20 protein-coding genes are annotated in these 20957 nt (G+C 59.9%); 15 read left to right on the forward strand and 5 right to left on the reverse strand.

What is annotated here, in order from left to right:
- The first annotated feature begins 62 nt into the window (after nucleotides 1-62).
- The 9 genes from FB555_RS06345 to secA all read left to right on the forward strand — a co-directional run bounded on the left by FB555_RS06345 (nucleotide 63) and on the right by secA (nucleotide 12134).
- Nucleotides 63-269 carry a DUF3499 family protein gene (locus tag FB555_RS06345; protein WP_182484750.1) on the forward strand — a complete coding sequence of 69 codons (207 nt, stop codon included), beginning with the start codon at nucleotides 63-65 and terminating at the stop codon, nucleotides 267-269.
- Nucleotides 259-1683, forward strand: coding sequence for a phosphomannomutase/phosphoglucomutase (locus FB555_RS06350; RefSeq protein WP_182484640.1), 1425 nt, complete (start codon nucleotides 259-261; stop codon nucleotides 1681-1683). The genes FB555_RS06345 and FB555_RS06350 overlap by 11 nt, the downstream gene beginning before the upstream one ends.
- A gap of 9 nt (nucleotides 1684-1692) precedes the next feature.
- Nucleotides 1693-3177 (forward strand): adenosylhomocysteinase, encoded by a 1485-nt coding sequence (ahcY, locus tag FB555_RS06355; RefSeq protein ID WP_182484641.1) that lies wholly within the window; start codon nucleotides 1693-1695, stop codon nucleotides 3175-3177.
- 109 nt (nucleotides 3178-3286) lie between these two features.
- Nucleotides 3287-3967, forward strand: coding sequence for an MtrAB system response regulator MtrA (gene mtrA / locus FB555_RS06360; RefSeq protein WP_182484642.1), 681 nt, complete (start codon nucleotides 3287-3289; stop codon nucleotides 3965-3967).
- A 7-nt stretch (nucleotides 3968-3974) separates the two neighbouring features.
- A complete protein-coding gene (gene mtrB, locus FB555_RS06365) occupies nucleotides 3975-5585 on the forward strand; it encodes an MtrAB system histidine kinase MtrB (RefSeq protein WP_182484643.1) in 1611 nt (536 codons plus the stop codon).
- A gap of 5 nt (nucleotides 5586-5590) precedes the next feature.
- On the forward strand, nucleotides 5591-7273 hold the full coding sequence (locus FB555_RS06370) for an LpqB family beta-propeller domain-containing protein (protein WP_182484644.1): 1683 nt from the start codon (nucleotides 5591-5593) through the stop codon (nucleotides 7271-7273).
- 123 nt (nucleotides 7274-7396) lie between these two features.
- Entirely contained in the window at nucleotides 7397-8383 is a 987-nt protein-coding gene (locus tag FB555_RS06375) for a ComF family protein (protein ID WP_182484645.1), read from the forward strand.
- Nucleotides 8384-8470: 87 nt separating this feature from the next.
- Nucleotides 8471-9166, forward strand: a complete 696-nt coding sequence (gene hpf, locus FB555_RS06380) for a ribosome hibernation-promoting factor, HPF/YfiA family (RefSeq protein ID WP_182484646.1) — start codon at nucleotides 8471-8473, stop codon at nucleotides 9164-9166.
- A gap of 148 nt (nucleotides 9167-9314) precedes the next feature.
- Nucleotides 9315-12134 carry a preprotein translocase subunit SecA gene (gene secA, locus FB555_RS06385; RefSeq protein ID WP_182484647.1) on the forward strand — a complete coding sequence of 940 codons (2820 nt, stop codon included), beginning with the start codon at nucleotides 9315-9317 and terminating at the stop codon, nucleotides 12132-12134.
- An 11-nt stretch (nucleotides 12135-12145) separates the two neighbouring features.
- On the opposite strand, the gene FB555_RS06390 is transcribed toward secA, so the two are convergent.
- Nucleotides 12146-12700 carry an Rv3235 family protein gene (locus FB555_RS06390; RefSeq protein ID WP_182484648.1) on the reverse strand — a complete coding sequence of 185 codons (555 nt, stop codon included), beginning with the start codon at nucleotides 12698-12700 and terminating at the stop codon, nucleotides 12146-12148.
- Here FB555_RS06390 and FB555_RS06395 point away from each other — a divergent pair.
- Nucleotides 12699-13565, forward strand: coding sequence for a hypothetical protein (locus FB555_RS06395; protein ID WP_182484649.1), 867 nt, complete (start codon nucleotides 12699-12701; stop codon nucleotides 13563-13565). The two genes, FB555_RS06390 and FB555_RS06395, sit on opposite strands and share 2 nt — an antisense overlap.
- Here FB555_RS06395 and FB555_RS06400 read toward each other — a convergent pair.
- Entirely contained in the window at nucleotides 13562-13807 is a 246-nt protein-coding gene (locus FB555_RS06400; protein WP_182484650.1) for a helix-turn-helix domain-containing protein, read from the reverse strand. The two genes, FB555_RS06395 and FB555_RS06400, sit on opposite strands and share 4 nt — an antisense overlap.
- A gap of 134 nt (nucleotides 13808-13941) precedes the next feature.
- Here FB555_RS06400 and FB555_RS06405 point away from each other — a divergent pair, with 134 nt between their 5' ends.
- Both FB555_RS06405 and FB555_RS06410 read left to right on the forward strand, forming a co-directional pair.
- Entirely contained in the window at nucleotides 13942-14595 is a 654-nt protein-coding gene (locus tag FB555_RS06405; protein ID WP_182484651.1) for an SAF domain-containing protein, read from the forward strand.
- Complete coding sequence (locus tag FB555_RS06410; protein ID WP_182484652.1) at nucleotides 14592-15986, forward strand: nucleotide-binding protein; 1395 nt, start codon at nucleotides 14592-14594, stop codon at nucleotides 15984-15986. Before FB555_RS06405 ends, FB555_RS06410 begins: the two co-directional genes overlap by 4 nt.
- On the opposite strand, the gene FB555_RS06415 is transcribed toward FB555_RS06410, so the two are convergent.
- Nucleotides 15919-16941 (reverse strand): alpha/beta hydrolase, encoded by a 1023-nt coding sequence (locus FB555_RS06415; RefSeq protein WP_182484653.1) that lies wholly within the window; start codon nucleotides 16939-16941, stop codon nucleotides 15919-15921. The two genes, FB555_RS06410 and FB555_RS06415, sit on opposite strands and share 68 nt — an antisense overlap.
- Nucleotides 16942-16958: 17 nt before the next feature.
- On the opposite strand from FB555_RS06415, the gene FB555_RS06420 reads away from it, so the two are divergent.
- The gene (locus tag FB555_RS06420; protein ID WP_182484654.1) at nucleotides 16959-18452 is read left to right on the forward strand and encodes a sensor histidine kinase; all 1494 of its coding nucleotides are present in this window, start codon (nucleotides 16959-16961) and stop codon (nucleotides 18450-18452) included.
- Nucleotides 18453-18524: 72 nt separating this feature from the next.
- On the opposite strand, the gene FB555_RS06425 is transcribed toward FB555_RS06420, so the two are convergent.
- Nucleotides 18525-18773, reverse strand: coding sequence for a WhiB family transcriptional regulator (locus FB555_RS06425; protein ID WP_182484655.1), 249 nt, complete (start codon nucleotides 18771-18773; stop codon nucleotides 18525-18527).
- A 204-nt stretch (nucleotides 18774-18977) separates the two neighbouring features.
- Here FB555_RS06425 and FB555_RS06430 point away from each other — a divergent pair, with 204 nt between their 5' ends.
- Nucleotides 18978-19376, forward strand: a complete 399-nt coding sequence (locus FB555_RS06430; protein WP_182484656.1) for a hypothetical protein — start codon at nucleotides 18978-18980, stop codon at nucleotides 19374-19376.
- Nucleotides 19377-19406: 30 nt separating this feature from the next.
- On the opposite strand, the gene bcp is transcribed toward FB555_RS06430, so the two are convergent.
- Nucleotides 19407-19874: a thioredoxin-dependent thiol peroxidase gene (gene bcp, locus FB555_RS06435; RefSeq protein ID WP_182484657.1), complete on the reverse strand. Its 468-nt coding sequence runs from the start codon at nucleotides 19872-19874 to the stop codon at nucleotides 19407-19409.
- Nucleotides 19875-19957: 83 nt separating this feature from the next.
- Between bcp and rfbB the strand changes: the two genes are divergently transcribed.
- Nucleotides 19958-20956, forward strand: a complete 999-nt coding sequence (gene rfbB / locus FB555_RS06440) for a dTDP-glucose 4,6-dehydratase (RefSeq protein ID WP_182484658.1) — start codon at nucleotides 19958-19960, stop codon at nucleotides 20954-20956.
- The last annotated feature ends 1 nt before the right edge of the window (nucleotide 20957 follow it).

Here is a 20957-nt window from a genome sequence, read left to right on the forward strand (position 1 = left end):
TAGGCCGGATGTTAGGCCGGTGCTCCCAAGGTCCTCGCGAAAAAGATAATCTGGAGACCGTGATGCGGCCCTGTACGAAAGACGCCTGCCCCAACGAGGCAACGGTGACGATCACGTACGACTATGAAGATCAGATTGCTGTCCTGGGGTTGTTATCGCCATCGAAGGAAGCGCACGCTCACGACCTCTGCCCGCGGCATGCCCAACGGTTCACTGCCCCGGCCAGGTGGCAGGTCATCCGCCACATAAGCTTGAGCAATGACACTTAGTCCTTCCGAGAAACTTCGCTCCATCGTCAAGACCTACGACGTTCGTGGTCTGGTGGGAAACACCCTGACCGAGGACATGGTGGAAGCACTTGCGGCCGGTTTCGTTGATGAAATCAATGGCGCCGGGGCGGATGTTGTTGTCGGCCACGACATGCGTGACTCGTCCGTCGGGTTCACCGCAGCGTTTGCTCGGGGAGCAAGAGCGCGAGGCGCGAACGTTGTCAACCTCGGGCTGTGCTCAACAGACGAGACCTATTTTGCTTCCGGTAGCTGGTCGGCCCCCGCGGCTATGTTTACGGCGAGCCACAACCCCGCGGCCTATAACGGCATCAAGTTCTCGCGCGCCGGCGCTCAAGGAATCAGCCTCGATACGGGACTTGCTGCCATCCGTGATCGTGCCATCGTGTACCTCGATACGGGGATGACCTCGGTGCCAACGCCGGGCACCTACCGCGAGATTGACGTGATTGCCGACTACGCCAGCTACCTGCGTTCGCTCGTAGACCTCGCTTTAATCCGGCCTCTGACCATCGTGGTTGACGCCGGTAACGGCATGGGCGGGCTTACCGTTCCGGCGGTATTGGGCACTGCAGCGGGCTTGGCGGAGTTGCCGCTCACAATCATCCCGATGTACTTCGAACTCGACGGAACTTTCCCCAACCACGAGGCGAACCCGCTCGAGCCCAAGAACTTGATCGACCTGCAAAAGGCCGTGGTTGAGCATGGCGCCGACTTAGGCTTGGCTTTCGACGGCGACGCTGACCGTTGCTTCGTCGTGGATGAGACGGGCGCCGCGGTGACCCCCTCCGCCGTGGCCGCCATCGTTGCCCTTCGCGAGATCGCGCGCGCTAAGGCCGAGGACGCCCGCGCGGACATTCACGTCATTCACAATCTGATCACCTCCAAGATCGTGCCCGAAACTATCCGGGCTGCCGGTGCGATTCCGGTGCGCACGCGCGTGGGTCATTCCCTCATCAAGGACGAGATGAAGCGAACGGGTGCCGTCTTCGGCGGAGAGCATTCGGCCCACTACTACTTCCGCAACTTCTGGGGCGCCGACAACGGAATGCTCGCGGCAATGCATGTACTTGCGGAGTTTGGCCACCAGTCGCTTTCGCTCTCTGAATTTTCTGCCGAGTTCATGCCCTACGCCCTCAGCGGCGAAATCAACTCCACGGTGGCCGACGTTGTGGCGTCCACAGCGCGCGTTCGTTCAGCGTTCGAGGGTCGCGCATCCTTTGACCTCATGGATGGCCTCACCGTTACCGGGGCCACCGCCGGAGACGAGCCATTTTGGTGGTTTAGCGTGCGCCCCTCCAATACGGAACCGCTGTTGCGACTGAACGTGGAGGCCGCCGAGCCCCACACGATGGCGGCCATTCGCGATGAAGTTCTGGCCTTGATTCGTGCCTAAAATAGGGGCATGAGTCTTCTTCTTTCCTCTGAAACTGCCCTCGCTTTCCGCGTCGCTGACCTCACTCTTGCTGAGGCGGGCCGCCACCAGATTCGTCTGGCCGAAAACGAGATGCCCGGGCTCATGTCGTTGCGCGAAGAGTTTGGCCCGACCCAGCCCTTGAAGGGCGCCCGAATTGCCGGATCGCTTCACATGACCGTGCAGACGGCCGTCCTGATCGAGACGCTGGTTGCTCTTGGCGCGAAGGTTCGCTGGGCCAGCTGTAACATTTTTTCTACGCAGGATGAGGCTGCCGCCGCCGTTGCAGTCGGTCCCACCGGCTCCGTGCAGTCTCCAGCCGGTGTTCCCGTCTTTGCGTGGAAGGGTGAGACCCTCGAGGAATACTGGTGGTGCACCGAGCGCATTTTCGATTGGTCCACGGAGGCCCGCGCGGCTGGTGAAAGTTGGACTGGTCCGAACCTGATTCTTGACGACGGTAGCGACGCCACGTTGCTCGTTCACAAGGGCGTCGAGTTCGAACGCTCCGGGGCCGTCCCCGCAACGCAGCCGAGTGACAGCCACGAATACAGCGTCATTCTCGATTTGCTGCGGACCACCGTCTCTGCAACCCCCACACGATGGGGAGTCGTTGCGAAAGAACTCTTGGGCGTCACCGAAGAAACCACGACGGGCGTTCACCGCTTGTATGAACTGGCCGCAGCAGGCAACCTGCTGTTCCCCGCGATTAATGTCAATGACTCGGTCACCAAAAGTAAATTTGACAACAAGTACGGCATCCGTCACTCGTTGCTCGACGGTTTGAATCGTGCCACTGACACTCTCATCGGAGGCAAGGTTGTCTTCGTCGTGGGATACGGTGACGTGGGTAAGGGTGCAGCCGAGGCTCTCCGTGGTCAGGGGGCTCGCGTTATCGTGAGCGAAATTGACCCGATTTGTGCGCTCCAAGCAGCAATGGACGGCTTCCAGGTTGCCCGCATTGAGAGCGTCATTGGCCAAGCCGATATTTTCGTGACCACCACCGGCAACAAAGATGTGATCACAGTCGAGCACCTGTTAGCGATGAAGCACCAAGCCATCGTCTCCAACGTCGGCCACTTTGACAATGAGATCGACATGGCAGGCCTCGAGTCCCTTGCCGGCGTCACCAAAGTCGAGATTAAACCTCAAGTGCACGAGTGGATCCTGCCACACGGTCGCAGCATCCTGATTCTCAGCGAGGGTCGCCTGATGAACCTGGGCAATGCCACTGGTCACCCCTCCTTCGTGATGAGTAATTCGTTCGCCAACCAGGTTCTGGCCCAACTTGAGCTCTACGTTCGCGCCGAGAATTATCCCGTTGGGGTCTACGTCTTACCGAAGCACCTCGATGAGAAGGTGGCTCGATTGCATCTGAATGCGCTGGGTGTTGAACTCACGCAACTGACCCCTGAACAGGCCTCCTACATTGGGGTTCCGATTGCGGGCCCGTATAAAGTGAACCACTACCGCTACTAGGGGCAATTCCGTGCAGAACTCGGGCGTCAGCACCCGAGATCGATCGCTCTGGGATAATCTGGAGCGCACTGGCTTCACGTCACCGAAGACGACCCGCGAGAGGAAACCCATGAACACCCGCATTCTCGTCGTCGATGATGACTCAGCGCTCGCCGAAATGGTGGGCATTGTTTTGCGTAGTGAGGGTTTCGAGCCCAGTTTCTGTGCGGATGGTTCGGGAGCCCTCTCAGCGTTCCGCGCCACAAACCCCGATCTCATCCTGTTGGATCTCATGTTGCCGGGCATCGACGGCATTGAAGTGTGTGGTCAAATTCGGGCAGAGTCTGGTGTTCCGATCATCATGTTGACGGCGAAGACCGATGCCACTGATGTGGTGGCAGGCCTTGAAGCTGGCGCCGATGACTACATCGTCAAACCTTTCAATCCGAAAGAATTAGTGGCGCGCATTCGTACGCGTTTGCGACCGACCCAGATCACGTCCGTTCAGATTTTGAACATCGGCGATATCGTTGTGGACATTGCGGGGCACGAGGTCACTCGAGGGGGAACGCGCATTTCTTTGACGCCCCTGGAATTCGATTTGCTCGCGGCGCTGGCGTCCAAGCCCGCTCAGGTTTTTACCCGCGAAATGCTCCTGGAACAGGTGTGGGGTTATCAATACAAGGCGGATACGCGTCTCGTCAATGTGCACGTGCAGCGTCTGCGGAGCAAGGTGGAACATGACGCCGACAACCCCACCATAGTGACCACCGTTCGTGGCGTCGGCTATCGCGCAGGAAGCGTCGTCTAATCCGCCCATGAACGCGTTTTGGGCTCGCCTGGCGCACGCCGATTGGAAGGGACTGCCAGCGCGGGTAGCGCGACAGTGGCGCCGGTCGTTGCAGTTTCGCACCGTCATCACCTCGATGGCCCTCTCGGGTGTAGCGATTATCTTGGTCGGCGTTTACATGTCGTTCAGCATCAGCAATGACCTCTTCGCCTCCCGCCTTGATCAAGTTCTGGGGGAGTCGCAACGCGCGCAGGTCGCCGCTCAACGGATTTTTGATTCCTCGGACGCCACCGATAGAGCGTCGGTTCAATCAGTGATGAACGCCGCGCGAACCGCGATCCGTGACGCGTCTTCCAGCGGTCTGATCGCGGTGTATCGCGTGCCTGGACAAGAGTCGAGCGCCGTTGCTCCGCAAAACTTCACGAGCCCCGAGCTCACAGCCGGCGTCATTACGGAAAGCCTCCGAGCGTCGGTTGAAAGCGGTGGGGGAGCGCAGTCTTGGCAGTCCACGAGCATCCCCACGAACGGTCGTTCAGCTCCCGGGCTAGTTGTGGGAACGCTCATGGATATCCCCGGTATCGGTGCCTACGAGCTCTACATCGGCTACGACCTCGTGCAGGCCGAGGAGACGCTTCAGTTCATTCAACAGGTCCTGTGGATTTCGGGTCTCGGCCTCCTTTTGCTCGTGGGAGCTATCGCGTGGGTCGTGGCTCGACTCGTAGTGTCGCCTATCCGTTTCGCCGCAGAAACGAGTGAGCGCCTAGCTGCCGGCGATCTCGCGGTGCGCCTGCCGGAGAAAGGCGAAGACGTCGTGGCCACCCTGGCGCGCAGCTTCAATCACATGGCCGACAGCATGCAGGGCCAACTCACCGAGCTCGCGGAGCTCTCGGTCATGCAACAACGTTTCGTTTCGGATGTCTCCCACGAGCTCCGCACTCCGCTCACCACCATCCGCCTCGCTGGGGACATGCTCTACGACCAGCGTGAAGATTTTGATGCCACAACGCGCCGCACCACCGAGCTCCTACATACTCAGGTGCAACGCTTCGACAAGCTGCTGGCGGACCTCCTTGAAATTAGCCGCTATGACGCTGGATCGGTTGAGTTGGAGACCGAACCAACCAACGTGGTTCAGCTGACGCAAGACATTGTGGGATCCATGACGGGCGTTGCTGAAAGATATGGGTCTGAACTTTCGCTCCGCGCCCCCGGGGGTCATTTCGAAGCCAATGTTGATCCTCGACGCGTGCGCCGAATCGTGACAAACCTGATTGGCAACGCCATCGAACACGGCGAGGGCAAGCCCATTGAAGTTGAGGTGGACAGTAATGCCACCTCCGTCGCCATCGCCGTTCGTGATTACGGTGTGGGCATGTCCGAAGACCAAATGAATCAAGCCTTCAGCCGTTTTTGGCGGGCCGACCCATCGCGCAAGCGCACCCTAGGGGGGACGGGTCTGGGGCTCGCCATTTCCCTCGAAGATACGCGAGTGCACCATGGAACTCTGGACGTCTGGGCAAGCCCTGGATTAGGCGCCCGCTTCCGGCTGACCCTTCCGCGCAGCCAATTCATCGCCATTGATCAGTCGCCGCTTTCCCTGGAGCCCCTTGTTCCCGTTGTGGGTGGTGATGAGACATGACCGGAATGACCCGTACTCTTCTTGCCGTGCTTGTGGCTACGGCCTTGACGATCAGTGCTGCCGCATGCTCCGGAATCCCTCGTTCTGGCAACGTCCAGAAGGGTGCGGCCGTCGCCCAAGATGATTCCAACGCCATCGAGTTTCTTCCCGCCAGTCCCGTCGATGGGGCAACGCAGGAACAAATTCTGCGAGGTTTTCTCGATGCAGCCTCGAGTCCTCAAGATGACTATGCGATTGCGCGGGAGTATCTTGCCGGCACGTTCGTCGCGAACTGGGACGCAAGCGCGAGCGTAACCGTTGATTTTGGGGTGCGCTCCGTTGTGTTGACGTCAGATACCGCGGCCGTGCTGCAAACGGTGGCCTCGGCAACAGTGGATGGGCGGGGTGCGTACGCCGAGATAAAACCCTCCTCGCCGCTCAGCCTCAGCTATAAATTTGTTAGTGAAAAGGGACAGTGGCGACTGGTTGCGGTGCCCGCCGGAGTTGTCATCGATCGTTTCACTTTTGATCAGGTCTTCTCCACGCACGCTCTGTATTTCTTCGATCCGACCTTCATGCACCTTGTGCCGGACCTCCGTTATTTTCCGGCAGGCTCTTTCACCACCACGCGCATCATGAAGGCCCTCTTGCAGGGCCCGGCCGCATGGTTGGCCGACGGAGGGGCGGTCGTGAGCGCTTTTCCTGCCGGAACCGCTTTGGTCGCGGAAACTGTGCCGATTGCGGCACGCATTGCCATGGTCGATCTCACCTCTCAGGCGTTGCAGGCGACGCGTGAGGGCTTCATCCACATGCAGGCCCAGACGACGGCGAGCTTGAACTCGATCGATAGCGTATCGGGCGTTCAGCTTCTGGTCGCCGGCAACCAGCAAGACATTGCCGCGTCCACCAATCCCGACCTCGACATCACCACCCGTGTCGATGCCCGGCCGCTGGGAATGTTTAACGGCACGTTTGGGTTCCTGAACGGTGAAACCGCCGAACCAATCGCTGGACTTTCGGAACTTCTGCAACCGCTGAATGCCACCGCCATCACGGTCGCTTCCTCCCTCGTATTAGCGGCCGCGCGCACGGAAGCGGGCGTCGTCCTGGTTCGCTCCACATCGGGCGTGACAATGTTGGATACCCGGCCGGGCCTCATTTCTCCGAGCTTGGACCCCTCGAATTACATTTGGTCGGTTCCCGCCAATGCCCCCATGGAGATAAATGTGTACTCCACCGACGGGCAGGTTACGCAGGTTGCGGCACCCTGGCCAGAGGCTTCCCGAATTGTCTCGCTGAACATCGCTCGCGACGGAAGTCGTCTCGTGGCGCTGCTCGCGCTGGGAGACCAAACGCGGTTCGTCGCCGCAAATATCCAACGGGGAGACCGTAATCGCCCCGTCAAGATTGGCACACCGATCAATGTAATAACGGATGCTGGCATCCCCCTGGACGCAACATGGGCTGATCCCACCACCGTGGTCTCGCTCGTGAAGGGAGCGGATGGTTCTTCGCACCTCGCCAGCCAAACCATCGGCGGCCAGAGCCAAGAACTGCCATCGAGCGCTCCCGTGGTCTCCCTGGCCGGGGCCAACATGATGACACAATTACGCATCCGCGCCGCTGACGGCAGTCTCTACGTTCTGCGCGGAACGTCGTATTGGCAGTTGATCGCGAGCAACGTTTCTGTTCTCGCCACCCTCCAGTAGCCGCTTCCTGGCCTCCTTCTGGCTGCGCCTGGCCACTCCTCCACACGTGGTCAGAGCACTGGGCGGTTGAGGGGTTTCGGACGGTTGGGCTTGAGGCACCGTTTCGGCCGCGAGGCTGAGCACATGACCCCACCATCAACCACTAGCCTTTCGCCCCTTGCGCCCCTTGCGCCCCGTTCGCCGTGGTCAGCGCCGTGGTCAGCACGATGGTCAGGTGCCTGGGCGGCTTCTTTGGCAGAGTCGGCGAATGTGGGCGTCCTTCGCCGGGCAGGGCGCGATGCGCTCGCGATTGTTTTTCCGGTGAGTTGTGCCGGGTGCGCTGCCGAGGACCGAGTCGTCTGCGAGCAGTGTTGCGAAGATCTGGAGCCGCGCGTGCGTCGCGTGGATATTGAGGCCTCGGGGCGACCAACACTGGCAGTGTGGGCCGGCCTGCCGTATGACGGACCGCTTGCGGCTGTGTTGCACGCTTTCAAAGAGTCCGGGCGCACGAACCTGGGCAAGATTCTCGCGATACCCCTGGCCGCCGCCCTTCGGCAGGCACTCATGGCGCTTTCGCCCACCGAAGGCGTAACCCTCGTGTGTCCACCCTCCACGCGAGAAGCCCACCGCGCTCGTGGTTACGTGCCTTTGCGCGTATTAGCCAGGCGCTTGCGCGTTCGGCCGGCGGCCTTGCTCGTCGCTTCCAAGGGGCGACGGGACCAATCGATTTTGGGGCGTGAGGAACGCTGGCAGAATCTTGAGGGATCCCTTCGCGTTATTGCCCCCGATCGCGCGGCTGCTCCCTCTCGCTTTGTCGTGGCCCCCGGTGATCCCTCTCCTCAGGGCCGGCCCTTGGTGGGACGCCGCATTATTTTGCTGGATGACGTGGCCACGACGGGGGCGACCCTGCACGAGTGCGCCCGAGCGCTCCGTGCGGCGGGAGCGACCGTTCTCGGTGCCGCGGTACTGGCGCATACCGAGCGACGCATCCCCCTCCTCATTTCTCCCGTCCTTGCGCCGTCACCCCGATCCCTGAGCGGTATGCCGTTAGAAATAAAAACCGAGAATTCTGAAATGGGCGCAGCACGAGAACTTTTCGGCACTCTCTCAGCAAAATTACGTGACAGATAACGCTGGGCGCACTACCGTGAAGTAACACACGGCGTGAAATACCTCGCCCTCTTGGTTGGGCGGCACGCCAGGAACCGGGAGGCCACCATGGAACTCATCATTGTTGCTCGACACATTGAGATAACAGACCGATTCCGACGCTATGTCGATGACAAAGGTAGCAAGATTACGAATCTTGCGGATCGACCACTGGAACTCCACATCACCGTCAGCCGCCACCACGGCGGTAAAGGGCTTGTGGGCAGTGACCGCGTCGAACTGACCCTTATCGGAGCGGGACCCGTTGTGCGGGCCGAGTCCGATGGTGAAGACAAGTACGCCGCCTTTGACCTAGCTCTAGGTCGATTGCTGGAGCGGTTACGCCGGGCCAAGGATCGCAAGAAGGTGCATCGTGGAGGGGCTCACCGCCCTACGTCCCTACAGGAAGCCAGCAGTGAGGGGTTCCGTCAGGTTGACCTCACGCCGGCGTCGCCTCAGGATTTGGAACGTGTTGCTACGGGCGCGATCCCCACCACGACGCTGTCCCACCAGCAGGCTGCCGCCGCCGAGGTAGAAGCCGAGCGTGCCGCCGCAGTCGACGAAGACGAGATCTACACCCCCGTCATTATTCGCAAGAAAGTATTTGAGGCTCCGGCAATGTCGCTCGATGACGCGATGTACCATATGGAACTCGTGGGGCATGATTTCTATCTCTTTGTGGATGAAGAGACGCAACGCCCCAGCGTTGTCTACCGTCGCAAGGGCTGGGACTACGGCGTCATTGGGCTGGACATGGCAAGCTAAAGGGCTCCATCAAGAAACGTGCCCGCTAGCGTCCTGAGTTCCCAGAGATCACTCAGTGCATTGTTAGGTAGCATGGAGGGCGGCCCGACTTCTCATAAGTTTGGCCGCCCTTATGCCTTTGGGCACCCACAATCACGGGAGAGTTTTCGTGGCCACAATTCTTGACAAAGTTCTTCGCCTAGGCGAGGGTCGCATCCTTCGCAAGCTAGAAAGCAGCGCGAAGTCGATCAACGCTCTCGAGGAAGACTTCACGCACCTAAGCGATGAAGAACTCCGAAATGAAACCACGGAGTTTCGGAAGCGCTTCGCCGAGGGGGAGTCCCTCGACCACATGCTCCCCGAGGCGTTCTCTGCTGTTCGTGAGGCCGCCCGCCGCACCCTTGGTCTTCGCCACTTCGACGTGCAGCTCATGGGCGGCGCAGCCCTCCACCTCGGCAACATCGCCGAGATGAAGACCGGTGAGGGCAAGACGCTCGTCGCCACCCTTCCCGCGTACCTCAACGCCATTGCCGGCCGGGGCGTGCACATCGTTACCGTTAATGACTACCTCGCCAGCTATCAGAGTGAACTGATGGGGCGCGTCTTCCGCGCGCTGGGCATGACCACCGGCGTCATTATCGCCGGTCAAGACCCCGCGCTTCGCCGCGAGCAGTACCTCGCTGATGTCACCTATGGCACCAACAACGAGTTTGGTTTCGACTATCTCCGTGACAACATGGCGTGGCAAGCTTCGGACCGCGTGCAGCGTGGCCACTACTTTGCTGTTGTCGACGAGGTCGACTCCATCCTGATCGATGAGGCACGCACCCCGCTCATCATTTCTGGTCCGGCATCCGGTGAAGCAAACCGCTGGTTTAAGGAATTTGCCTCCATCGTCGAAACCCTCACCCCGGACGAGGACTACGAGGTAGACGAGAAAAAGCGCACAGTCGGTGTGCTCGAACCGGGTATTGAACGTGTCGAGGATTACCTCGGAATCGACAACTTATACGAGTCGGCCAACACTCCGCTCATCTCATTCCTGAACAACTCGATCAAGGCAAAGGCTCTCTTCAAGCGCGACAAGGACTATGTCGTGATGAACGGCGAAGTTCTCATTGTGGATGAGCACACGGGCCGCATCCTGTCTGGTCGTCGTTATAACGAGGGTATTCACCAAGCCATTGAGGCTAAGGAGGGCGTGGAGGTCAAGGCCGAAAACCAGACTCTCGCTACCGTCACGTTGCAAAACTACTTCCGCTTGTACGAAAAGATCTCGGGCATGACCGGTACGGCGGAGACCGAAGCCGGCGAGTTCATGTCGACATACAAGATTGGCGTTGTCGCGATTCCCACGAACAAGCCCATGCGCCGCCTGGACCAGTCTGACCTCGTCTACAAGAATGAGGTCATCAAGTTCGAGCAGGTAGCCGAAGACATTGCCGAGCGCCACGCCGCCGGGCAGCCCGTCTTGGTGGGTACCACCAGCGTAGAGAAGAGCGAGTACCTCTCCAAGCTTCTGGCCAAGAAGGGCATCCGTCACGAGGTCTTGAACGCCAAGAACCACGCTCGCGAGGCCGCTATCGTCGCTCAGGCCGGTCGCCTGGGCTCCGTCACGGTTGCCACCAACATGGCTGGACGTGGAACCGACGTCATGCTGGGCGGTAACGCCGAGTTCCTGACCGTCGCCGAGCTTGCGTCGGCGGGGCTCAGCCCCAGTGACACGCCGGATGACTATGAGGCCGCGTGGGATGAAGCATTTGCCCGTGTGAAGGCTCAAGTCCAGACCGAGGCCGACAAGGTTGTCGAGGCCGGTGGCCTCTACGTTTTGGGAACCGAGCGTCACGAATCACGCCGAATTGATAACCAGCTTCGTGGACGTAGCGGTCGTCAGGGCGACCCCGGTGAGAGTCGTTTCTACCTGTCGCTCACCGATGACCTGATGCGGCTGTTCAACTCTGGTGCCGCCGAGGCCATCATGTCCCGGAGCAACATCCCCGATGACACAGCGATTGAATCCACCATCGTGAGCCGCGCCATCCGTTCGGCTCAGTCGCAGGTTGAGGCGCGCAACGCCGAGATCCGCAAAAATGTGCTCAAGTATGACGACGTCTTGAACCGTCAGCGTGAAGCCATCTACAGTGACCGCGCTCATATCCTCGAAGGTGACGACCTGAGCGATCGTGCTCATGCGTTCTTAGAAGATGTTGTCGATGAGGCACTGAATGCGCATGTCGGCGAAGGCAATGGCGATGATTGGGATTTCGACGCGTTGTGGAACGAGTTGAAGAACATCTACCCCATCGGCCTCACGATCGATGAAGTCATTCAGGAGGCCGGCAACAAAGGTCGAGTGAACCGTGAATTCATGCGTCGTGAGATTCAATCGGATGCGGTGCAGACCTACAAGGCGCGTGAGGCCGCTCTGGGAGCTCCCGCGATGCGGGAGCTGGAACGTCGTGTCGTACTGTCGGTCATTGACCGTCGCTGGCGTGATCACCTCTACGAGATGGACTACCTCAAAGACGGCATCGGCCTGCGTGCCATGGCCCAGCGTGACCCGCTGGTCGAGTATCAGCGTGAGGGTTTTGCGCTGTACCAGGGCATGATGGCGCAGATCAAAGCCGAATCGGTGGGGTTCTTGTTCAACCTCGAGGTCGAGGTCAGTCAGGCACCCGGCGACCCCGCTCACCCCAGCATTGCGGCCAAGGGCTTGGCTCGCGACGACGCTGCTGTCGGTGACCTCAGTTACATTGCTCCGTCGGAAGATGGCAACGTTGAGGTCAAAGACGAGAGCGGACGCTTGGAACAGGCCGCTACGGCCAAGGCGCAAAACCTTGCCGACAATGGGAGCCAGGTGACGCCCGAGAAGGCTCAGGGGAGCGCCCCGGCGAAGGGCCAGACACCTCAGGCTAGCCGCGGGGCCTTCGGCCAGAAGTCAGCCGATGCTCCTCCCGCCGTGAACCGCGCCGACCGTCGCAAGAAGTAGTTTTCTTCAGATTAGAGAACGTGCACGGCGCTGGCTCGCCACCGGTTGTCCATGCCTTCAAGGCGGATGGCAACGGAACGCGAGCGGGCTTTGCCGTGAATAATGACAACGGCTTCGACGACCCCTTCGGCCGGGTGTGACACGAGAGTGCGGCCCACGGTGAAGCTGGGACGGTGCGCGGGGAGGTTCTTCAGCGTGCGGGCGCGTTGAGAAATGTGGACGCGCTTCAACAAATGTTGGTACACCTCGTCGGTAACCCATCGGGCGATTTGATCAAGCTCACGGGCTCCCGCGAGAATCTCGAGAACACTCCGAGCTAGGTTTTCGGCGAGAAGAGTGGGGTCGGGCAGGGCGTCGGTGGTTGTTGGTTGGTGGCCGAAGTAGTCCTCCGAGACAAAGCTGGCGAGACGTGTGTTGACGGCGCGCATCTTCGGGGCGGCGCCATTGCCACTGCCGGTGTTGGCTGTGTTGGCTGTGTTGGCAGTGTTGGCGGTGTTGGCCTTGCTCGCTGTGCTGGGCGCGGTCAACGTTTTCTCTTGTCGTACTCGGGGGATGGGAACACTCATGTTCGAGCTCCAAATTGAAGGGGAGAACACCGGCCGTGATGGTGCACTTTCGTCACTCAAGCAGGTGCGGGCCATGTCGCGGGGCTTTCACAGCCAATTTGTGGATAACTCACGCACATTCTCAGGAATGACTTCTAGCGTGCTCGCTATGCGCTGGGATAATTTGTTCGACGACCTCGAAGGCCAACTTGAGTCAGAGATTGGTCTGGCCGAACGCACTGCCGATGATGACGAGGAGCGGCAGCGTCAAGCCCATCTGACACTGCAGGAGCGTCTGCGAAACCTCACCGTGGCGTTCCCAAGAACTGCCGCGGGGATGACGGCTGAACCTTCAGCCACATGCGAAATGGCCGTGGAATCTCTGCAGATCACACTGACGTCGGGTCGCGCGTTAGAGGTATCTCTCATTCGGCACGGGCGCGATTGGTGCGCCGTTGATGTCATCTCACCGCCGGCCCTCGACGGGCACGCCATCCTTCCCATTGCGTCAATTGCTGCGCTACATCTTCACGCGGGCCAGCTCAGCGCAAGCATGGGGTTGAGTGATACTCGCGCGGTCTCGAGCCCGAAGACAATGGACGGCATGGTCCATCCGGCTCCTGCACTCCCGGACGGCCGGCAGGCGATTGCTCCTCGGATCGCCGACACCATCGGCCTGGGTTTTGTCTTGCGAGACCTTGCCCGTCGTCGGCGAACGCTTGAAATCCATTCGCTCCAGGGCGTTTTCGTGGGAACCCTCGACCGGGTGGGCGTCGATCACTGTGACCTCGCGGAGCATGCGCGGGGCGAGGCGCGGCGTGCGACCCAGGTTCGCGGCTACCGCGTGGTGACGCTGGCGAGCATCACGCTCATCCGCATTCTTTAGATTGCGCCGCTGTCGGCGAACTCCGACTGGTGCCAGAGGGCACGGCGGCGCGCCATTTCATACTGATCGTCAATGAAGGACTGCACCACGCTGACGTCGACGCGCCAGGGTCCTCGCTTGCCAACCCGCATAGCCGCTAGTTCACCGCGATGAACAAGGTTATAAACCTGTGTCACCGAGACAGTGAGTAGTTCAGCGGTTTCGCTAATCGACAGGAATCGCCCGGGGGTGAAATCGTTCATGGGCACAGCATATTTTGAGAGGCGATGTCGTGACCAAGAATGTGGGGCATGTGGATAACTCAGTCACCATCCCGCCGTGCGCCGCCACGATGGGGTCTTGCCCCGCAGTCTGCTGGGCGAGATGGGGGATTTTCATGGTGAACCGTGACGCTCGAATCTTTGGTTCTCGGCACATTGGCATTCGACACATTGACATTCGGCTTGTGATTGGTCTTGTGCTGGTCGTTGCCTCAATTGCGGGAGTCTACGGCCTCGTTGCCGCCGCTGATCGAACGACCGCGGTCTACATCGCGAGCAGGCCCTTGGCCGCCGGATACCAGATTCAGGCCCGCGATCTTGACGTGGTGCATGTGCGGTTGGCAGGAGCCTCCGCATCTTATGTGGCCGAAGACGGGTTGCGCCGGGGTGCCGTCCTGTTACGTCCCCTGGATGCTGGCGAGCTCATTCCGATAGCAGCAATCGGATCCGCGAAGGACGTTACATCCAGCACCCTGGTTCTTGCCCTCACGTCACCGTTACCGATTGATACCCAACCCGGTTCGATCGTGGACCTGTGGACGGCCCGGCAGCTGGGGCAAAATAGTTTCGGGCCCCCCACAATTTTGGTTCCCCAAGCGCAAATTCTCCGTGTCATTGAGAGCAGCGGTATTGGGTCGGCATCCCGCGTCGTCAATGTTGAAATCACCATTCCGAGAGACAAGGTCGCGCTGGTTCTGCAGGCCCAAGCCAACGGCGACGTGACCTCGCTCGTCCCCACGGCCGGCGCGCTCTCGGGGGCAGGGTCGTGAGTCGGGTCGCGTTATGGGTGGGCGGTTCCGTGGGGGAGCGTCTTGCTGCCGAGGTCGTCGGATCAGAGGATGAGTTGGTGGCCCAGGCAACGACCGCACGTGAAATAATGGCGCTCATTTCCGCCTCCGGCGTTGATATCGTTGCCGTGAATGCAGATCCAACGCACCTGACACTCGAGCTCATTGACGCGTGCGACATTGCGGGAGTTCGCTTGATCGTCATGATTCACGTGGACTCCGACCGACGGCATGCGCTGACCTTGGATTTTCGCGAAACCTGTCGCTCGGATGCGTCGTGGGAATCCATGATTGAACTCTTGCGCGCACCCTCGTTCGGTGGGGGAAATATTCCCGATCTGGCATTCTTCGACATTACCTCTGATGCGGTTCCCCTGCTTTCCGGCACGGCGACCTCACGGGTTGCGTCGACTTCGTCAGAAGACTCAGCCGCGGTGGTCTTTGCGTCGGGGGAAACCGGGGTTGCGCCGTTGGTTGCGCCAGTTGTCGCGCCGGTGATCGCGGTGTGGGGTCCAACGGGTGCACCGGGGCGAACATCCGTTGCCATCAATGTTGCAGCTGAACTTTCGCAAGAAGGGCTCGCCGTTCTGCTCATGGATGCTGATCCTTATGGAGGCACAATTGCCCCCAAGCTCGGCTTGCTCGATGAAACCCCCGGCTTTGCGGCGGTCTGTCGATTGGCAGATCAGGAACTGCTGACCCGTCACGAACTCCAACGCTTGGCGCAACTCGTTGATGTTGGTGGCGTGCGCGATACTCCATTGTGGGTTCTCACGGGCATCCTCCGGACCGATCGATGGCCGGAGCTTTCGGCGGCCCGCGTTGCCCGCGTTCTGGAATTCTGCCGCGGTGAATTCGACGTCATCATCGTCGATGTTGGCTTTAACGTGGAACGAGATGAGGAGATCTCCAGTGACCTTTTTGCCCCGCGCCGAAACGCTGCGACCCTGACCGTGCTCGGCGAGGCTGACACGATTGTGGCCGTCACGGACAGCGACGTCGTGGGACTAGCAAGGTTCTTGCGAACGTCCTCAGACGTGCGAGAACTCTTCGTCGGCACGCCCATTATTGCCGTGGCCAACCGTGTTCGCTCCGCTGTGGCGGGCCTTGCACCGCGTACTCATGTTCGGCAAACGCTCGAGCGCTTCGGGGGTCTCACCGACATCATGGTTATTCCTTTTGACGATCGAGCATTTGATGCCTGCACGCTTCGGTCCGAGCCGCTCTGCACCGTTACACCGCAGTCGGCCGCGCGAATTGCCCTCCGCCAACTAGCACTTCGTCTTGCCCCGGGCTACGCTTCCGCTAGCCAATCTCCTTCGCGAGAAACGCGAGTGTCTCTGTCAACGCTGTTTGCGCGGCGTCGAGGTTGAGTCGAAACTGATACTCGTGGGGGAGGGGAGGCGTGTAATCCGTGGGCCAGAACAGGGTCGTCACATCGACGCCGAGGCTCGTGAGCGTTGCGGCCATGGGCACGGACTCCATTTCGGTGAGGGGATCCGCGTTGCCCCCCGAAATATAGGTCGGCGGGAAGTCGGCGGTCACATACCGAATCGATGACATCTGGGCCAATGCGGGCGAGTTCGCGAGATCTCGATCTCCGGTGTAGGCCCACATCGAAATATCATCGCCCCAGCCCAGGAGCCCCTTCGAGCCGATTAGCGACGTCATCTCGTAGATGCCGCAGTTGAGCACTACTCCCTTGAGCTCCGAGGGTTTCAGAGCGGGCGTGATGCCAACCTCGGTGGCATACGCCGGATTGGTGATGATGGCGGCCATCTGGCTGGACAGTTGCGCACCGGCCGAGTCGCCGGCGAGAACAATCCGTGTCGAGTCAACGTGGTATTCCGCCGCATGATCGAGGATGAACTGGTGTGCCGTGTTTAGCTGAAAGACTGCCGTGGGGTAGACCGCTTCGGGGCCGTAGGTGTAGTTCAGCCCCACCACGGTGTACCCGTGAGACGCTAGGAGTTGAAAGTACGTGCGATCGGTCAATTTATTGCCCGAAATCCAGGCGCCGCCGTGCGTCCAAATTACGGTGCCCTGCGCGGTGGTTGTGCCGTTGGGGTAGAAGACGTCCATCGTGGTGAAGCTGTCGCCGGTGCCGTATTGGACATCCAAAATGCTGGTCACGTTATCGGGAGCAAATGGCTCCATGATGCCCGCAACCTTTTCGGCTCCGTTCGTGAACACCTTGCGAATGATGAGGGCGCCTGGCCACGGACTCACGGTGAACGCAACAACCGTCACAATGAGCAATCCGGCGATGATACTCACGGGCCACACGAAGCCCGGACGACGCAAAAGAGGGCGGCGAATTTTGCTCATGACCCTAGGCTAGAGGAATGTCGACTCTCAGTAACATCATGGAATCCCAGGGCATCGGCACCGCGGCGGACATCGAGTGGTTGCACATGCTCATTGGTGACTGGCAGCTCATCGCTGACCTCGCTTTCGCGGACATCGTGCTGTGGACGCCGACCGATGATGGCGGGTTCGTCGCTGTTTCCCATGCCCGGCCTTCCAGTTCCGCGACGCTGTTTTATCGTGACTTCGTGGGCCAGAAAATCAAGGCAGAATGGCGTGCTCAAGTCAACGAGTCGTTCTCCTCTGCGCGCATTATCGAATCCTCAGCACCGGCTTGGTATGAAGAAACGCCCACGCGGGTGCGAGCCGTCCCCGTCATTCGCCGGGCACGACCGAACTCGCAGGAAGTGCAGTCCGGCCCGATTGCCGTCATTACGCTGCACACGAATCTTTCGGAGAACCGAACCCCGAGTCGTCAAGAGCTCACCTTCAATGCGTGCGCGAGCGACCTGTTCGACATGATTGCCTCGGGTGATTTTCCTGATCTGGATGCCGCACCGGCACCTCGCCGCGGCGCTCCGCGCGCCAATGATGGTTTGATCCGGCTGGATGCTGATGGGCTGACACTTTTCGCGAGCCCCAACGCTCTCTCGGCTTTCAATCGCATCGGTTTTTCTGACGAGCTCGAGGGGGAGTACCTTGCTGAGGTCACGACCCGGGTGCTCACCGGCAAGCTTGTGATCGATGAGTCGTTGCCCGTGGTGGTTTCCGGGCGCGCGCCGTGGCGTGCGGACATTGAATCGCGTGGGGTCACGATTTCCCTCCGAACCATCCCCATCCGGCATCTTGGCGAGCGCACCGGCGCCATCGTGCTGTGCCGCGACGTCACCGAGTTGCGTCACCAGGAGATGGAACTCATCACTAAGGACGCGACCATTCGTGAGATCCACCACCGTGTGAAGAACAACCTGCAGACCGTAGCCTCCCTTTTGCGCATCCAGGCCCGACGCACGCAATCGGACGAGGCACGGGAAGCACTAACGCAGGCCATGCGCCGGGTCGCGAGTATTGCTGTCGTGCACGACACTCTCTCCGAAGGGTTGAGTCAAAACGTCGACTTCGACACCGTTTTTCAGCGGGTGCTGATGCTGAGCGCGGAGGTCGCCTCGATTCATGGAACCACGGTGCACCCGAAGCTGAACGGCTCCTTCGGCGTGCTTCCGAGTGAGTATGCGACTCCGCTGGCTCTTGCCCTCACGGAATTGGTCACGAATGCCGTCGAGCACGGTCTCGCGGGCCGCGAGGGGACCGTCGAGATTGAGGCGGTTCGCACGGAAGAAGCGCTGACCGTGCACATTCGCGATAACGGAGCGGGAATGCTCAACGGTCAGGTGGGCGACGGCCTCGGCACTCAGATCGTAAAAACGCTCATCCAAGGCGAGCTCAGCGGTTCGATTAGGTGGGATTCTCGCGACTTGGGGGGAACTGATGTCTCGATCGAAATTCCCCTGCGGTACCTCGACCTCGCCTAAGGAAGGCTCACCGTCGCTTAACGAAAGATGGCCTCGAACCCAATAGGTCCGAGGCCATTCGCGTGCAGATTATTAGCTGGCGCGACGGGCACGTGCAGCGCGACGCTTCAGGGCGCGACGCTCGTCTTCGCTGAGACCACCCCAGACGCCGGAGTCTTGACCGGTCTCAAGAGCGTACTGCAGGCACATTTCGGTGACGGTGCAGCGTGAGCACACGGCCTTCGCCTTGTCGATCTGGTCGACGGCGGGTCCGGTGTTGCCGACCGGGAAGAAAAGTTCTGGGTCAACGGTGAGGCAGGATGCGTTATTGCGCCAGTCCATGGTGGAGCTCCTTTATATCGCTTGGGGGCATGGGTAAAAAACCTATAGATGCATTCGGACTTTCGGAATGCTGTCAAATGCCAGTCCCACGTAAGCTCCAGAGCGGAATACTACGTGCCCACGTCAATGTAGGGGGCAACTCGACCTTCATAATGGTGACATACCCTCGTCAGAAGAGCAAGGGTTTTTTGAAAAGGATTCCAATTGAGTAACGAAAATATTCGCAAACCGCCGTTACTGATTGTTTTGGTGGGGATTTTGTTTCTGGAAGCGGCTGCTTTAGCGGCCACAGCGCTGTGGTTTCTCAGCAGAATCTTCTTTGAAAAGGCGGAGTCTTTGGGGGGCGCCGTTGTCATCCTGATTATTGTGGCGCTGGTGGCCGTGTGGGTTACGGTGACAGCGATTTACACGTTGCGTGCCCGCCCGTGGGTTCGCGGCGCCATCTTTACGTGGCAAGTTTTGCAGATTGCCGTCGCTGCGGGCGCGTTCCAAGGTTTCTACGCCCAACCAGCCGTTGGCTATGCGCTCCTGGTTCCCGCTGTTCTTGCCGTGCTCCTGCTGTTCTCGCCCTCGGTGTTGAAGGCCACCACTCGCCCCGAGTAGATGGCCTGCCGGCATCACGCAGGTCGCGCGCTACAAGCCCAGCTTCGTGCGGAGCATTGCCACGTGTCCCGTGGCCTTCACGTTGTAGAGTGCCAGCTCGATCTTCCCCGTCTCGTCGATGACGAAGGTGGAACGAATGACACCCATGACGGTCTTGCCGTACATCGACTTCTCGCCGTACGTGGCGTAGGAGTTATGAACGGTGAGTTCGGGGTCGCTCAGCAGCGGAAACGTGAGGGCCTCGGTAGCCTCGAATTTCTTCAGTTTGGCCAGTGTGTCTTTGGAGATCCCCAACACGACATAGCCGGCGGCCGCCAGAGACGCGAGACTGTCGCGAAAATCGCAGGCCTGCTTTGTGCACCCGGGCGTCGATGCCGCGGGGTAGAAGTAGAGGATCACTTTTTTGCCGACAAAATCGCCGAGGCACACATCCTGCCCATCCTGGTTAGGCAGGGTAAAAGCCGGGGCAGTTTGGCCAATGTCGAGTCGCGATGTCATATCCCCAGCGTATCCGGGGCTACGGATAAACTGGACAGCGTTCGTGATCGTTCCGTAAAAATTAAGCACGCAAGGGTAGTCAGATGAGCAAAATTCTCGTAACCGGGGGCGCCGGCTTTATCGGCTCCAACTTCGTGCACTACCTCCTCGAGAACACCGACCACTCGGTGACGGTTCTCGACTCCCTGACGTATGCGGGAAACCGAGCTTCGCTTGATGGCTTGCCCGCCGACAGGTTCAGTTTTGTTCAGGGTGACATTTGTGACGCCCACATTGTCGACGAATTATTCGCCACCCATGACACCGTCGTCCACTATGCAGCCGAGTCTCACAATGACAACTCGCTTGACAACCCCCGCCCGTTTTTGGACACCAACATTGTCGGCACCTACACACTTCTCGAAGCGGCCCGCAAGCACGACACCCGCTTCCATCACATCTCCACCGACGAGGTCTATGGCGACCTCGAGCTGGATGACCCCGCTCGTTTCACCGAGGCCACTCCCTACAACCCTTCGAGCCCGTATTCCTCGACCAAGGCCGGCAGTGATCTGCTCGTGCGGGCGTGGGTGCGCTCCTTTGGCGTGCGGGCCACGATATCGAACTGCTCGAATAACTATGGGCCTTACCAGCATGTTGAGAAGTTCATCCCTCGTCAGATCACCAACGTGCTGCGGGGAATTCGCCCCAAACTCTATGGCGCCGGTGAGAACGTGCGCGATTGGATCCATGCTGATGATCACTCACGGGCCATCATGACCATCGTCGACAAGGGCGTCATCGGCGAAACCTACCTCGTTGGTGCCGACGGCGAGAAGAACAACAAAGAGGTCATCGAGCTCATCTTGACCACGATGGGCCAGCCCTCCGATGCCTACGATCACGTAACGGATCGTGCCGGTCACGACATGCGTTATGCCATCGACTCCAACAAACTCCGTACCGAGTTGGGGTGGATGCCCGAGTACGGTGACTTCGAAACCGGTCTCGCCGCGACCATTGACTGGTACACCGCCAACGAGGCGTGGTGGGCCCCCGCCAAAGACGCTACTGAGGCGTTCTACGCGACTAAAGGGCAATAGT

It is taken from the genome of Alpinimonas psychrophila (assembly GCF_014137865.1).
Taxonomy (GTDB): Bacteria; Actinomycetota; Actinomycetes; order Actinomycetales; family Microbacteriaceae; genus Alpinimonas; species Alpinimonas psychrophila.